Origin of the sequence: Exiguobacterium sp. UBA3491, from assembly GCF_002377745.1 — a bacterium.
In the GTDB taxonomy this organism is placed as follows: Bacteria; Bacillota; Bacilli; order Exiguobacteriales; family Exiguobacteriaceae; genus Exiguobacterium_A.
In genome coordinates this window covers 232,961-247,035 of record NZ_DFQK01000021.1, presented here as the reverse complement: position 1 = coordinate 247,035, position 14,075 = coordinate 232,961, and the positions used below count along the sequence as shown (strand labels likewise).

Annotated in this window: 15 protein-coding genes and 1 riboswitch; of the genes, 5 read left to right on the top strand and 10 right to left on the bottom strand. The window is 49.2% G+C overall.

Going from position 1 to position 14,075, the window contains the following annotated elements; translation table 11 throughout:
- From B4F99_RS08190 to B4F99_RS08175, 4 genes are all read right to left on the bottom strand, one after another.
- Nucleotides 1-499, bottom strand: a 499-nt coding sequence (locus tag B4F99_RS08190; protein ID WP_290756683.1) for a potassium-transporting ATPase subunit C, incomplete at its 3' end; no start/stop codon positions are given.
- Nucleotides 500-513: 14 nt separating this feature from the next.
- Nucleotides 514-2,583, bottom strand: a complete 2,070-nt coding sequence (gene kdpB / locus B4F99_RS08185) for a potassium-transporting ATPase subunit KdpB (RefSeq protein WP_396136360.1) — start codon at nt 2,581-2,583, stop codon at nt 514-516.
- Nucleotides 2,584-2,600: 17 nt separating this feature from the next.
- Nucleotides 2,601-4,241 (bottom strand): potassium-transporting ATPase subunit KdpA, encoded by a 1,641-nt coding sequence (gene kdpA, locus B4F99_RS08180; protein WP_290756681.1) that lies wholly within the window; start codon nt 4,239-4,241, stop codon nt 2,601-2,603.
- Nucleotides 4,242-4,529: 288 nt separating this feature from the next.
- Nucleotides 4,530-4,683: riboswitch (cyclic di-AMP (ydaO/yuaA leader) on the bottom strand.
- 240 nt (nt 4,684-4,923) lie between these two features.
- Nucleotides 4,924-5,118 carry a hypothetical protein gene (locus B4F99_RS08175; RefSeq protein WP_023469379.1) on the bottom strand — a complete coding sequence of 65 codons (195 nt, stop codon included), beginning with the start codon at nt 5,116-5,118 and terminating at the stop codon, nt 4,924-4,926.
- A 170-nt stretch (nt 5,119-5,288) separates the two neighbouring features.
- On the opposite strand from B4F99_RS08175, the gene B4F99_RS08170 reads away from it, so the two are divergent.
- Entirely contained in the window at nt 5,289-5,768 is a 480-nt protein-coding gene (locus B4F99_RS08170) for a glutathione peroxidase (RefSeq protein WP_290756679.1), read from the top strand.
- Nucleotides 5,769-5,814: 46 nt separating this feature from the next.
- On the opposite strand, the gene B4F99_RS08165 is transcribed toward B4F99_RS08170, so the two are convergent.
- Together B4F99_RS08165 and B4F99_RS08160 are read right to left on the bottom strand one after the other, a co-directional pair.
- Nucleotides 5,815-6,384 carry a hypothetical protein gene (locus tag B4F99_RS08165; protein WP_290756676.1) on the bottom strand — a complete coding sequence of 190 codons (570 nt, stop codon included), beginning with the start codon at nt 6,382-6,384 and terminating at the stop codon, nt 5,815-5,817.
- A gap of 63 nt (nt 6,385-6,447) precedes the next feature.
- Complete coding sequence (locus tag B4F99_RS08160; protein WP_290756672.1) at nt 6,448-7,521, bottom strand: glycerate kinase; 1,074 nt, start codon at nt 7,519-7,521, stop codon at nt 6,448-6,450.
- Nucleotides 7,522-7,654: 133 nt separating this feature from the next.
- Here B4F99_RS08160 and B4F99_RS08155 point away from each other — a divergent pair, with 133 nt between their 5' ends.
- Both B4F99_RS08155 and B4F99_RS08150 read left to right on the top strand, forming a co-directional pair.
- On the top strand, nt 7,655-8,344 hold the full coding sequence (locus B4F99_RS08155) for a hypothetical protein (protein WP_290756669.1): 690 nt from the start codon (nt 7,655-7,657) through the stop codon (nt 8,342-8,344).
- Nucleotides 8,341-8,961, top strand: coding sequence for a hypothetical protein (locus B4F99_RS08150; protein WP_290756666.1), 621 nt, complete (start codon nt 8,341-8,343; stop codon nt 8,959-8,961). The genes B4F99_RS08155 and B4F99_RS08150 overlap by 4 nt, the downstream gene beginning before the upstream one ends.
- 65 nt (nt 8,962-9,026) lie before the next feature.
- Here B4F99_RS08150 and B4F99_RS08145 read toward each other — a convergent pair whose 3' ends face one another.
- Nucleotides 9,027-9,938, bottom strand: a complete 912-nt coding sequence (locus tag B4F99_RS08145) for a Gfo/Idh/MocA family protein (RefSeq protein ID WP_290756663.1) — start codon at nt 9,936-9,938, stop codon at nt 9,027-9,029.
- A gap of 172 nt (nt 9,939-10,110) precedes the next feature.
- Here B4F99_RS08145 and B4F99_RS08140 point away from each other — a divergent pair, with 172 nt between their 5' ends.
- Together B4F99_RS08140 and B4F99_RS08135 are read left to right on the top strand one after the other, a co-directional pair.
- A complete protein-coding gene (locus tag B4F99_RS08140) occupies nt 10,111-11,364 on the top strand; it encodes an SH3 domain-containing protein (RefSeq protein WP_290756660.1) in 1,254 nt (417 codons plus the stop codon).
- 145 nt (nt 11,365-11,509) lie between these two features.
- Complete coding sequence (locus B4F99_RS08135) at nt 11,510-12,115, top strand: AmiS/UreI family transporter (protein WP_290756657.1); 606 nt, start codon at nt 11,510-11,512, stop codon at nt 12,113-12,115.
- An 83-nt stretch (nt 12,116-12,198) separates the two neighbouring features.
- Here the strand turns inward: B4F99_RS08135 and B4F99_RS08130 are convergent, their stop codons facing one another.
- From B4F99_RS08130 to B4F99_RS08120, 3 genes are read right to left on the bottom strand one after another with little or no spacing between them, the layout of a single operon-like run.
- Nucleotides 12,199-12,387 (bottom strand): hypothetical protein, encoded by a 189-nt coding sequence (locus B4F99_RS08130; RefSeq protein ID WP_290756654.1) that lies wholly within the window; start codon nt 12,385-12,387, stop codon nt 12,199-12,201.
- Nucleotides 12,388-12,392: 5 nt separating this feature from the next.
- Entirely contained in the window at nt 12,393-13,283 is an 891-nt protein-coding gene (locus B4F99_RS08125) for an LCP family protein (RefSeq protein ID WP_290756651.1), read from the bottom strand.
- A gap of 29 nt (nt 13,284-13,312) precedes the next feature.
- The gene (locus B4F99_RS08120; protein ID WP_290756649.1) at nt 13,313-14,056 is read right to left on the bottom strand and encodes a hypothetical protein; all 744 of its coding nucleotides are present in this window, start codon (nt 14,054-14,056) and stop codon (nt 13,313-13,315) included.
- Between the last annotated feature and the right edge of the window lie 19 nt (nt 14,057-14,075).

The window sequence follows — 14,075 nt, the reverse complement described above, 5'->3', positions numbered from 1 at the left end:
CCAGGTTCAAAAGGAGGACATTGACGTAATCATGCGTCCCGGCTTCTTTCGTGATTAGCTTGCGTACCTCGTCACGCGATAGGTCGCGTGCGGTTGCGATACGCTTCGCTTGATCCAAAGCATAAGCGACTGAGATGTGCGGATCGAAACCAGAACCGGATGTCACGAGGGCATCGTCCGGAAGCGAAGCGCCGTCCTCTCGGTTCTGTTTCTGCAATGCCGCTATCTTCGTACCAAGCTCCGGGTTCGATGCTGCTAGGTTATCCCCAGCAGATGACCCCGCTAATTGATCGACCGCTGAGGGGCGTCCGTGAAAATACTGTTTCGACGTGAACGGTTGCGCGATCAATTCCGATCCAATGAATTTTCCGTTTTCCTGTACGAGTGAGCCGGCTGCTTTATCCGGCACGAGAATCTGACCGAACAGCGTCAGCAAGGCGGGAAAGACGATCCCGCATAATGCTGTGATGAAGATCGTCACACGAATGGCTTGTTTCATGATTCGTTTTCTCCTTAAAGGATGCTTGCAAGCAAGACATCGATGATTTTAATCCCAATGAACGGTACGATGACACCGCCAAGACCGTAGATGAGTAAGTTACGCCCGAGCAATTGATCGGCTGTCATCGGTTTATACGAGACACCTTTCATCGCGAGCGGGATCAGCATCGGAATGATGATCGCGTTGAAGATTAGGGCCGACAAAATTGCTGTCGTCGGGGAATCGAGTCGCATGATGTTGAGTACTTCCATTTGTGGAATCGCGACCATGAACATCGCCGGGATGATCGCAAAATATTTTGCAACATCGTTGGCAATCGAGAATGTCGTCAACGCTCCCCGTGTCATCAAGAGCTGCTTCCCGATTTCGACGACTTCGATGATCTTCGTTGGGTTCGAATCAAGATCGATCATGTTCGCTGCTTCTTTCGCGGCTTGTGTCCCACTGTTCATCGCTAGACCCACGTCCGCTTGCGCGAGCGCTGGTGCATCATTCGTACCGTCTCCTGTCATCGCGACGAGGTGACCGGCTGCTTGTTCTTGCTGGATGACACGGATTTTATCTTCCGGTTTACATTCGGCGACGAAGTCATCAACGCCTGCTTCGCGAGCGATCGTTGCTGCCGTCAACGGGTTGTCGCCGGTACACATGATCGTTTTGATCCCCATCTCACGCAACCGATCAAACCGTTCCCGCATTCCTGGTTTGACGGTGTCTTTCAAGTAAATGACTCCAAGAATCGTCGCATCTATCGCAACGACAAGTGGGGTTCCACCTAAGCGTGAGACTGAATCGATCGTTTCTTGCAAATCATTCGGAATCGTTCCGCCTTGTTCTGTCACCCATTCTTGAATTGCTTGACCCGCCCCTTTCCGTACACGACGACCATCCGTCAAATCCAGACCTGACATCCGTGTTTCCGCACGGAACGGAATGATTTCTGCTCCATCTAACCACTCGCGTTCGACTGGCATGTCTCGTAGTTCTGCGAGTTCTAGGACAGAACGTCCTTCCGGTGTCTCATCGGCTAAAGAAGCGATGATCGCCCCTTCGAATGCTTGCTCGACAGAGCGTCCACCGACCGGCGTGATCTCTGACGCCATCCGGTTTCCGAACGTGATCGTTCCCGTTTTATCTAAGATGATTGTTTGGATATCCCCTGCTGCTTCGACCGCCTTCCCGCTCATCGCGATGACGTTAAAACGGGTGACACGGTCCATCCCGGCGATGCCGATCGCGGACAGCAAACCACCGATCGTCGTCGGAATCAAACAGACGAGCAAAGCGATCAAGATTGGACCAGAAAGATTGAATCCAAGATAGTTCGTAAAGACGGGTAACGTCATGACGACGAGTAAGAAAATCAATGTCAAGCTCGTCAACAGTGTTGATAAAGCGAGCTCGTTCGGTGTCTTTTGACGGCTTGCGCCTTCGACAAGCGCAATCATCTGATCGAGGAACGATTCCCCTGGATTACTCGTGATCCGGACTTCAATCTCATCACTAACGACGAGTGTTCCACCGATGACCGACGAGAAATCACCCCCCGCTTCCTTGATGACTGGTGCCGATTCCCCTGTGATCGCCGATTCATCAATTGAAGCAAGACCTTTGATGATCTCACCGTCACCTGGTACATATTCACCGGCCCGGACGAAGACGATGTCGCCTTTCCGGAGTGTCGCGGACGAGACGCTCTCAATCAATTGTCCGACACGTTTACGAGCCATGACGTCCGCTTTCGATGCTTTTAGCGAGTCTGCTTGTGCTTTCCCGCGTCCTTCGGCGATTGATTCTGCGAAGTTCGCGAACAAGACCGTCAAGAAGAGGATGATGCTGACCGTCAAGTTAAAACCACGCATCTGATCAATGAAGATCGTATAGCCGATTGCGAGCAAACAACCGATCCAGACGACGAACATGATTGGTTGTTTGATCATGTTGACGGGATTCATTTTTTTAAAGGCGTCGATTGTCGCCTGGCGGACAATCGAGCCATTGATTGCTGATTTGGATTGCTGATCCGGCTGCCCATTCGGTTGGTGTTCGTCGGACGTCGGATGCATGATACGTTCCATCATATGCTTTTATCTCCTGTTCACATCGTCAGCCAGTCCGCGACCGGTCCAAGTACGAGCACTGGCAAGAATGTCAATGCACCGACGAGTACGACCGTACCGAGGAAGACTGTTCCGAAGAGTGGTGTGTCTGTTTTGAATGAAAACTCATCTTGCGGCACGGATGGCTTCGCTTTCAGCGAACCAACGATCGCAAGCATTAAAATCAATGGGATGTAACGTCCGAAAAATAACGCAAACGATGTCGAGACGTTCCAGTAGACATTCGCGTCCCCGAGCCCTTCGAATCCGGAACCATTATTGGCTGTCGCTGACGTGAATTCGTACAAGACTTGTGATAGCCCGTGATAGCCTGGATTCGAGATGCCAGCGACGCCTGGTGCGACGTACATGGAGATTGCCGTTCCGACGAGAATCAAGAATGGTGGCACAAGAAGTGCGATCGCGATCATCTTCACTTCGAACGTCTCGATTTTCTTACCGAGGAACGTTGGTGTCCGACCGATCAAGAGACCTGTCAGGAAAACTGCGACGAAAGCATAAAGCAAGACATTCAAGAATCCAGCTCCGGCACCGCCGTACACGACGTTGAGCATCATGTTTCCGAGCTGAATCAATCCAGCAAGCGGATGGAGTGAGTCATGCATCGCATTGACCGCACCGGTTTCAGCTGCTGTCGTAATCGAGCTATAGAGCGCTGTACCGACTTGACCGAAGCGTAATTCCTGACCGTGTGCAGTCGGGTTCGCAAATAGGCTACCTGCCATGCCGAACGTCATCATGATAAATAAAATCGTCATGACACCAAGGAAAAGCCGCCCCTGTTTCGCAGAACCGATGATTTTTCCATACGCGACAGGAAGTGACATTGGAATCAATAACATCAAGAACATCTGGATGAAGTTAACGAACTGATTCGGATTCTCAAACGGATGGGCACCGTTTGCTCCGAAGGAACCACCGCCGTTGTTACCAAGCTGTTTGATGACTTCAAACGCGGCGACCGGTCCACGGTAAATCAACTGCTTCGCCCCTTCAAGCGTCGTGACGCTGATTGCGCCACCAAACGTCTGTGGTACGCCGAGTAAAATCATCAACATCCCGAAGAAGAATGAGATCGGAAGCAGGATACGTGTGATGAAGCGAACGAAGTCGGCATAAAAGTTACCGAGCGGTTTATTCGCAAGACCACGGATGACAGCGATACAGACCGTGAATGCCATCGTCGGTGCGACGAATAACATCGTTCCGAGGACGAACGTTTGTGAGAGATACGATAACGCTTCACCCGAATAATGCTGTTGATCGGTGTTCGTCATGAAGCTGATCGTCGTATGAAGCGCTGTCGACCAGTCAAGATTAGCGGCGCCGTTCGGATTGAGCGGTAGACTTCCTTGAAAGCGAAGCAACAAATACCCACCGATGAAAAACAGTAGATTGACGACTAATAGACTTTTTGAATAGCCGACCCAGGATTGATCTTGTTTCTTTTCATCGACACCAAGTAACGATAGAAGGCGTCGTTCGACCTTACCGATTGTATCGACCCGACGCTCTGCGATCGGTGCGAAGTACATCCCGATGTAGCGACCGAGCAAGACCGCTGCACAAAGTGCAATGACGAGTAGGATCCAAAATTGGATTAGGAATTGAGTCCACATGTTTTTCTTTTCTCCCTATGCGATTAGAATTTTTCTGGATACATCAGACAATAACCGAGATACAAAAAGACGAGACAACCCGTCGTTAGTAAAAACCACGTCATTTCCGGTCACCCGCTTTCCACTGGACACGTTCGATCAGTCGAATCATTCCGAACNNTGTTCTCCCATTATGAAATTACCCCCATATTATTCAATATTTTTACAATTAAGCACGACAAAAAGACGATGTGAGGCGAAAAACGGCCCCAGCATCGCCTTTATAACTTGGCATACTGAAAAAGAGTCGTTCCCTCCTAAAAACGCCTGCGAGGTTAGCTGTCGGATTCGGGCATACCTAGGATTTCGCCCTACCTTTCCCGTTCGGAAAGGATTCACCCCGTGTCACGTGTCGTGACGATTGGGTCCCCCGCTTCAATCATGAATTCGGCGTACTTTGAGATCGAAGCATTAACATGTTAGTGTTCGTTGATGAGATGGATATTACTCCGTTTTTTTAAGGTTGTAAATAGAAAAAATGAAAAAAAATAGTCTGATTTTTTAATGACTTACTTTCGAAAAATAGTGTTTTTTAACTCTATGCTATAGAAGAAAAAAAACCGCAGAAATCGATTCTTTCATCTAAAATGGAGGAGCTCCTTTTTAGATCGAATCGCTCTGCGGTTTCATAAGCAAATCAGAATTATGATTGCTGATTCATTTTGGCATGGACCGTCAAAGGAGCTAGCATCGTCACCCATAGGGCAACCACTCCAGAAACAAGAATCACAATATCGCGTTCGAATCCAAGCGTCAATAAGGTAATACAACTTCCGACGAGGACGAGACAAAGCGTCGCGATCATGACGAACCGCGATTGTTTCAACATTTTTCTCATGTGGCATCTCTCCTTTCCTTCCATATTCCTTGTAATCGTAACAAAAATTCGTCGAAAAAACGTCGCTGACACCCGATTGTGATGTTTCTGTCATCTCGCAAGTAACGATAGCAGACGACGAGAAAACGGATTTGTTACACTAGAGAAGTACTTAAAAAGGGGGAATTGATATGTTACAAGATCATTCATTTCAACGCGTCGACGGAACGTCGGCATCCTTAAGTGACTACCCAGCTCAAGCATGGCTGATCGTCAATACAGCCAGCAAATGCGGCTTGACGCCACAGTTCGAAGGACTCGAGCAATTGCATCAAGACTATCGTTCGCAAGGATTGACCGTACTTGGTTTCCCATGTAATCAGTTCGCGAACCAAGACCCGGGAACGGACGAGGAGATTCAGTCGTTCTGCCAAGTCAACTACGGCGTGACGTTCCCCGTCTTCTCAAAAATCGATGTCAACGGTGAACAAGCACATCCTTTATTCGAAGAACTGAAAGCACAAGCACCAACGACGGACGGTATAACAGACATCGAGTGGAATTTCACGAAATTCCTCGTGACTCGTGATGGAGAAGTGACGCGGTTCTCTCCAAAAACGAATCCAACGGATTTGACGGCAGCGATCGAACGATTGCTCGTTCAAGTCTAAAAAATAAGCTTCCCTCCTTCTCCCTTGAAGGAACGGAAGCTTATTTTTATGTTGTCCCCGGCTCAAGGTGACGACTGATCATTTCTTCCGCCAATCGTTTGACATCATCGATATCGCGCATTTCCGTGAACGGATGCCCCCAGACGATCAGCTCTTCGATTTCTTCAATCGGTTGCGTCGTGTATCGTGTACCATCGGCACCGAACTCTTGCGCAATCGTCGATTCAAAGGCAGCATACTTCAGGAGCCACGGTTTCTCACTCAAGATTTTGTGGGCATGCTTCACCTGCTTGAACGTCACATCGCCGACGAGGACGACGGGATCGAATCGTTCATGGAGAGGATGCGTATATTGAACAGAGATCAATAATCCATGTTGATTCGTTTTTTCTTGTTGTCGGACATACGTCCGCGTTAGGAAATGTGGAACGAGTGACTCCGCACTTTCTTTCGTCTGATGGATGCTCAAACCATGTTCCGTTTGGACGACATCCGGTAGGACCGGTTCGTATCCACGATTCGCTAATTGTTGATCGAGCTCTTTAAATAACAGCAAAGTATGTTCGACAAGCGCTCGAACTTGGCGAAACGATAATTGGATCGATTGATTGATCATAGGATGACCTACTTTCTCTAAAAGTATGGCAATATACAGTTATTTACCCAAACTTTTCCGACTTCATCCCTGTTTCAGCGAAAGTTCCTCGAGCCACTTACGTGTTTGCTCCTGTAGGCGCGTTTTCGTCTGTTCCGGATCGAGGGTGATCTTCTGATCGACATGAATCGATCGACAATCAAGTGCCTGCGGGATGTTTTCTTCGACGATTCCTGCAAGGATCAGACAAGGGACGCCAGCTGTTCTCGCCATCCGCGTGACCTCACCTGGCAATTTACCGATTTGGCTTTGACGGTCGACCCGTCCTTCCCCTGTCCAGACATAATCCGCTTGTTGCATCCGCTTTGCTACACGAAGGTGTTGCAGGATCGTCGATGCGCCCGGAACGATCCGTCCACCAAGCGCATACACAGCTCCACCGAGTCCGCCGGCTGCCCCCGCTCCTTTGACGCTGTCTAATCCAAGTAACTTTCCGATCTGTTCGAGTCGTTGATCGAGATTTGTGATGGCATCCGATAGTAGTCCTTTTTGTGGACCAAACAGATAAGCTGGACCATCTAGACCATGATAGGGAGCTGTCACATCTACGAGGGCTTCCAGCTGAACCGGATACGTTGAACAATGAATGGTCTGCGTCTCAAGTAACGGATTCGTATGGAACAAAATCGGCTTACCCGAGGCATCTTGAAGACGACAACCGACTTCCGCGAGTAATCCAAGTCCCCCATCCGTCGTACCTGTTCCCCCTAACGCCAGTCGGATACGTGTTATTCCTTGATCGCGTAACTGTTCCATCAAACGTCCGACGCCACGCGTATTCACTCGAACAGGATCATCTCCGCTTTGACGCATCGACAGTCCACAAATACGCGCGACTTCGATGACGGCGTCTGAATCTTTTACGGCATACTGTACTTCACACGGACGACCTGCTAGATCAATCGTCACGGCCGTCTTTTCCTCATATCCAAGCGCGAGGTAGACTTCAAGCGTTCCTTCCCCACCGTCCGCGACAGGTGAGGAATCGATGATCGCTGTCGGATCATACGCTCGAACCCCGGAGGCGACGGCTTCTGCTGCCTCCTTCGAAGAAATACTACCTTTGAACGCATCCATTAAAATCAAGTGACGTGCCATCTGTAAGTTCCCCCTTCAAAAATCTCATATCAAGTTTTGATTGCGTTTCCAATTAATGTTACGATGATACTAATTTCAAATTACCATTACCTTATCTGACATTTCATTTTACATACACAGGAGGTCTTATTTCATGGAACGCTGTTCGTTATGTGGAACACCACTTCGTCAATTCGATACGACTTGTTCGCATTGCCAACATCCTGTTATCAAAAAAGAACAACCAGCTGAACCACCTGTTCCGTCTTCTTCACGGACTTGGCTCATCAGCACCTGTCTTTTGCTTTTTCTCGTCGGAGGAGCCGGTTTCCTGTGGTATTCGCTACAAGATCCCGTTTCCCCTGAAGCCGGTCAAACGCCTAGTGTCGAAGCACTCGCGCTTTCGGAATGGTCCGATGACCAAACAGCGTACAATCAAACGTATTCGAAAGACCGTCCTCCAACGTCCTATGATGTCCTTCGTTTCGTCCGCCAATACACTCGGACGATTCCAGAGCTTGCGACGTATTCAAAGAAATACGATTCCATCGAAACGTTTTCCGCCATCCAGTTTACGACCTTGAAGGTGTTCGAATCCGAGTTCGACCATCTCGAGCAGTTGACGAATGCCGTTGATGCTCCTGTCGCTCCAAGTGTTCTTGCCGTGACATTCCAAAAATTCACGTCAAAAGGTACCACATATCACTTGCGTACACAGGAAACGTACCAAATCGCGACAGCAAACGGTTCAGAGCCTGTGACCTACCGTGTCCATTATCGTTTGAAAGTGCATACGGATCATCTGCAAATCATTGATGTCAATCGAACGGAGGTGATCTCATGAAACGAGTGCTCCTCTGTCTGCCCCTTTGTCTCCTGATGGCGTGTTCGCCCGAAACATCCAAGATTCAAGAACAACTCGAGCAACAGACCTACACCCGCGCTGTCGAACAATCGAAACAAGACATTGACGAACCGGCTGCTCGGCTGATGGTTCAGCTTGAGCGACAGCTTGCCGGTTATCAACTGCGTGACGTCTTAAAAACGGCGGAGGCGATCGAACGTCTTCAACTCGCAACGGATCATCCTGTCCGAAAACGAGCAGAAGCCATTGCCTTCAGTGCAAGAGAGACGTTGCAACAAGTCAAACAGTTTGAAGGAACATACGAAGTCGAACGAAGCACACTTGAAGATGAGCCGTTCGACGGAACCGGACGCATCCATGTCTCTTTTGACGAGCAAGATACGTTCATCGCGACGCTTCGCTTTGATCAGTTCGGTCTCCCGGACGCGCTCCGAAACGATGAAGAGATCGTCCGTTTCGAACCCGATTTCTCCGCTCGTGTCAGTTTATCCGGAGGACAAGTCAGCTACCGTTTCGTCCGTTCGACGCTCCGCGTGACGTTCGAAGGACCAGGCGGTAAGCGAATCTATCAACTTAAACAACTGTCAGATAAATAACCAGTAAAACGCCGCTTTACTTGAGACGATTCCCGAGTGAAGCGGCGGTTTTTTATGATTTTAATTTAACGTGTTGCTTGAACGTTCTCATACACCTGCTGACATAATTCATGTGTCGCCAGGCTATCAGAAGCTACGACCGACTCGGACGGTTCCCCTTTGACCGTCCGAAGGAATGCATCCAGCATATCGACGAACCCGCGGCGCTTTAGCGTCGCTTCCCAGTTATCGAGCGGATACCGAAGCGTGCCTTGTTTCGTCAATTGATCGAGTGTCGTCACGTCCGTTGCGATTCGTTTTTCTTCCGGTCCCATCACTTCGACGCGTTCTTCCGTGATGCCGTTATTGCGGTTCATGACACCAATCGCCGTAATGCCGTTTGAGACGAATTGAATCGTCACGTGATGCAACCCGCTTGCGTCCTGCTTACTCTTAACGTGCAAATCTTCAATCTCACTGCGTCCTGTCAAGAAACGCAGCGTATCCGCGACATGAATGAAGTCGTCGAACAGAAACGGCTTAGCGTCCTCGATGAACGACGTCCGATTCTTTTGCATGAGGACGAGATTCGGATCGTTCACTTCCAGCAAGCGCTGATGCGCTGAAGCGAAGCGACGGTTGAATCCCGTGATGAACGGTAACTGCTTCTCTTCTGATAAACGAGTCAATTCGCGAATCTCTTCGATCTCCATCGAGACCGGTTTATCAACATAGACGGCGATTCCTGCTTCAAGCGCTTGCCGTGCCTGCTCCGCATGGACGACAGTCGCTGAATGGATCATGACCGCATCGATCCCCTCCTTTACGGCGTCAGCAAACGTCGCGTATGTTCCTGCAAAGCGATAGTCTGCTCGCAATCGTTTTGCTTTCTCTTCATCTCGCGAGATCAGATACACCTCGATATCAGATCTTTCAGCATAGACCGGTAAATAGGCTTTTTGAGCGATATCACCTAGACCAATGACGGCTAATTTCATATGAACTCCTCCTTTTCCACTGTTGCTTACATTCCCTATGATACGTTAATTGACACGAAAAGATGAGAAACAGCCCTTTACAGGCATCAAATTCCTTTTTTTGAAAAGAAGTGAATTTCCTTTTTTTGTTTTATGATAAAACCATATTTGAACAAGGAGGGAATGAGTTTTTATGAAGCGCTTGCTCCGTACTAGTCTTACGCTCTTATTATTGTTCGCTTTGTGTCTTCCCGCCATTCCGGCTCAGGCAGCTAGTTACCAAGTCGTCGTCACTTCGACGATTGGAGCGAACATCCGCTCGAAGCCGAGTACAGCCTCGTCTGCGACGATCGTCCGACGCGCTGCGTACAAGGCAAAATTCACAGCCGTCTCGTATACGAATGGCTGGTATAAGATCAAGGACGGAGGTACATATCGTTATCTATCGAACCAAGTCGCTAAAAAAGTGTCGAGTAGCTCCGTAAAAACGTACAAAATCGTCGTCTACTCGAAAGCTGGAGCGAACGTCCGGACATCACCAAGCACGGCCTCATCAAAGAACATCAAACGACTCGCATCCTACAACTCGAAGTTCAATGCAGTCTCGTACTCGAACGGTTGGTATAAGGTCAAAGGGAAAGTCAATTATTATTACGTCTCTAGCCAAGTTGCCCGAAAAGTGACGACGAGCAGCCCTAAACCATCGAGTGGCAGTTATCCGGTTGCATCGATGCGGTATTTCAAGCTTGGATCGTCAAGTTATCAATTGACGAAAGAAAGCTTCGTCCGCCGTTATCCAGCGAGTACGACGAAACTGTTGACGGGAATCGTCGCGTATGACGAAGCAGCACGTAAAGGCACGCTTGATCAAACGTTCACCCTGACGTCTTCGATGTTATCTGTCCCTGCTGGCAGTAGCGTAGCGGGTTTCCGTGTTGGCGATAAAGTCACGATGCGTCAACTCTTGAACGGGATGCTGATCCGCTCTGGTAATGATGCAGCAAAAGCGATCGCTGTCCGGACAGCAGGTTCTGAATCGAAGTTCGTCTCGTACATGAATAACCGCGCCCGTTCAATCGGAATGAGTGCGAGTCATTTCATGAACCCACACGGTTTCTATCATCCAAGTCATTACACGACAGCTGCTGATATGCAAAAACTCGCGAATACATATGCGAAGTACAGCACGCTCATGACGATCAGTGGACGCAAGTCGTATCAGACGACCGTTAAAGGACCGTATGCACGGACATTGACGTGGTATCATACGAATACGTCGCTTCCAGGAGATACACGTGTTTATGCGAGCAAGACTGGTTACACACCGGAATCTGGCTACACACGCGTCTTCTTCATCAAAAAAGGATCGACACGATATGGTCTCGTCACACTGAAAGGAACGTTGTCCCAAACCGAGACGACACTTCGCTCCGTCTTAAATAAATAATCAACTCATCAACAGTCTGGTTTTCCGTTTCGGGATCCAGACTGTTTTCTTTTTCCTTCAAATTATACTTGCGCTGAAAGCGAATTCATCTTAGAGTTAACTTTAGAATCAGACGTCTGACGTCTTAATGAAGGAGAGTTTTTACGTGGGAAATGTCAGTTTGTTATTTGGGGGCGTTGCGCTCTTTTTAAATAGTTTGACCTTGTTTGGAAAAGTCGATCTCCGTAGTGCTGGTGTCTTCAGTCTCATCACGGGTCTACTGCAAACGTTCATCGCAACGTATCTTGTCATCGGTGCTGTCGGTGATCCGGCGTTAACGTTCGGTTACGCGAGCATTTACTTGTTTGCCTTTACGTATGTGTATGTCGGCATCACATTTCTGTTCAATCTTGACGGAAGCGGTGTCGGTTGGTTTTCCTTGTTCGTTGCGATCGCCGCTTTGTTTTATGCATTTGTCAGCTTCACGACAGCAGACATCATCGGTGGGATGACATGGTTGTTCTGGGTATTGCTCTGGAGCCTGTTTTTCCTTGGGATGGGAATGAATCGCCCGATTGATGCGATTACTGCCCGCGTCGCCCTCGTATTAAGCTGGTTGACGTTGATCGTCCCGGCACTGATCGGTCTTCGGTTTGGCTACTTCAGTACGGCATACCAATGGTTATGGAGCGGTGCTGCCATTCTGACTGTCGTCTATTTCCTCTATACGATGATGAAATTCTCGATGCTTCGGACGATCCGCTCGTCGTGACATGCTAATCGATTCATCAAAAAAAGATGTCTATTTCCGGTCATGAATCGGAGATGGACATCTTTTTTGATTGATGGAGAACGCTATCGTTCATTCGCGACTCCTACAGGAAAAGAAAGTGCCATCGGTACTTTCGTCAGGGATGAATCAGACCCGGCAAACTGCATGAAATGTTGGTTGCCGCGGCTGATTTCCCGCCTGAGGAAAGCGCGGATGAGAGGAGCGTTCGTTTCGTTATCAATCAGTCCTGCTAGCGCATTTTTTCTCTCCATGCCAATCACTTCAATGCATTCTGCAGCTGTGCTTGAACCTCTTTCAACGACTTGTTCGTCGGATGCCAGTAATAGATGCCGTCCGATTCGATGCCACCTTTTCCGTCGAGTGATAAGGTCTCGACATTTCGTAAGGCATCCCGGTAGTCCGTCACGACCGTCCGGGCAACGGAAAATGGTACGTTCGTCTTGACGTTTTTCCCGAGGGCGTCGAGGACAGCATTGAAGCGACGAATCGAGAAGTCCTCTGTCATTTTATCAGCGACTGCCTGAACGACTTGCCGTTGGCGGATTTGTCGTCCGAAGTCCCCACGTGGATCATCGTGCCGCATACGAGCATAGGCGAGTGCTTCCTTCCCGTTCAGTAATAGTTCTCCTTTTGGGAACTGCATCTCATAGTACGAAAAATTGATATCGTTCTTGACTCTGACCCCATCCACCGCATTGACGAGATCCGTAAAGCCCGCTAGATTGATCTCAGCGAAATAGTCGATCCGGATATCGAGCAGATGACTAACCGTGTCGAGTGACATCTGTGGACCACCGAACGCATACGCGTGATTGATCTTATCATTTGATCCATTACCGATGATTTCGGTCTTCAAATCACGTGGGATACTGATCATCTGGCTCTTATTCGTCTTCGGATCAATCGTCACGACGATGATCGTATCACTCCGTCCTGTCTCATTTTTTCGTTGATCGACGCCGAGTAAGAGAAACGAGAGTCCTTTTTTCTGCTCGACGGCTTTCTCTGTCTCAACGCTTGCTTTGACCGGTACCTGGACTTCTTCGAGCGTCTGACTCGCTTTATGATACACATATCCGCCTGAACGAAAGAGAAGGAGCAGGCAAATCCCCGTAAGTGTCAGTACGATCCATTTCCACTTCTTCATCATCCATTCTCCTTTTCTTCGATCTGAATTCAGGACGGTCGTTGTGCTTCAAGTACGAGCAACGCATTGCGCCAGCTACCGAACAAGGCGGTGATGACACCGATGCTTGGTGCATCACGACCGATGCTGAACCGTTGGTAACTTGCAATCGTCAGATTTTCCGTCTCTTTTGCGGCTGCAGCAAGTACGTCGAGTACTTCCTCTTCTCGCCAACGTTTCCGCGGGAATTCGATGCCGATGATTTCAAGGGCGTTTGACCAAGAGCCGTACCGGCGGGCAATCGTTGCGACGGTCGGACGATTTTGACCAGCCGCCCACTTCGTGTAGGTCTGGCTCGTCAAGACCGGCAAGGCACCTTGCGCTTCAAGTAATGACTCGATGATCCGTTGTTCCATTTCCTGGACGCGTTCCTTCAAGATATCCGCTTCTGACAATGCCTGCTGCCACGAGTTGAATTGATGGACGATATCCGTCAGGCTTGGTGCTTGCTTTTGTTGCGCCCATTCGCGGTACGTCGCGCTTGTGAAAGGATCGAGTTCCTCCCGTGCCTGACGCAAGGCGTCAATGATTTCCGACTTCGTGAACGTCAAGCGGGCATGTCCGATGCCAGCTCGTTCCAAGGCGATTTGCCACGACCCAAACAGCATCAGGATTTCCGCGACGCTTGGATGAGTAGTGTTCAATTGCCAGCGGAAATAGGTATTGGCCGTCAATTCATTTTTCCCGTTCGCAGCGAGACGGAGTGCGTGGATCGCTTCCTCCATATCGCGCATGACGATGTCCCCTTCCCAT

Bases quoted from the DNA above. Each gene is read 5' to 3' on its own strand.
- kdpB (WP_396136360.1), bottom strand. From the start codon at position 2,583: ATGATGGAACGTATCATGCATCCGACGTCCGACGAACACCAACCGAAT.
- kdpA (WP_290756681.1), bottom strand. From the start codon at position 4,241: ATGTGGACTCAATTCCTAATCCAATTTTGGATCCTACTCGTCATTGCA.
- B4F99_RS08175 (WP_023469379.1), bottom strand. From the start codon at position 5,118: ATGAGAAAAATGTTGAAACAATCGCGGTTCGTCATGATCGCGACGCTT.
- B4F99_RS08170 (WP_290756679.1), top strand. From the start codon at position 5,289: ATGTTACAAGATCATTCATTTCAACGCGTCGACGGAACGTCGGCATCC.
- B4F99_RS08165 (WP_290756676.1), bottom strand. From the start codon at position 6,384: ATGATCAATCAATCGATCCAATTATCGTTTCGCCAAGTTCGAGCGCTT.
- B4F99_RS08160 (WP_290756672.1), bottom strand. From the start codon at position 7,521: ATGGCACGTCACTTGATTTTAATGGATGCGTTCAAAGGTAGTATTTCT.
- B4F99_RS08155 (WP_290756669.1), top strand. From the start codon at position 7,655: ATGGAACGCTGTTCGTTATGTGGAACACCACTTCGTCAATTCGATACG.
- B4F99_RS08150 (WP_290756666.1), top strand. From the start codon at position 8,341: ATGAAACGAGTGCTCCTCTGTCTGCCCCTTTGTCTCCTGATGGCGTGT.
- B4F99_RS08145 (WP_290756663.1), bottom strand. From the start codon at position 9,938: ATGAAATTAGCCGTCATTGGTCTAGGTGATATCGCTCAAAAAGCCTAT.
- B4F99_RS08140 (WP_290756660.1), top strand. From the start codon at position 10,111: ATGAAGCGCTTGCTCCGTACTAGTCTTACGCTCTTATTATTGTTCGCT.
- B4F99_RS08130 (WP_290756654.1), bottom strand. From the start codon at position 12,387: ATGGAGAGAAAAAATGCGCTAGCAGGACTGATTGATAACGAAACGAAC.
- B4F99_RS08125 (WP_290756651.1), bottom strand. From the start codon at position 13,283: ATGAAGAAGTGGAAATGGATCGTACTGACACTTACGGGGATTTGCCTG.
- B4F99_RS08120 (WP_290756649.1), bottom strand. From the start codon at position 14,056: ATGCGCGATATGGAGGAAGCGATCCACGCACTCCGTCTCGCTGCGAAC.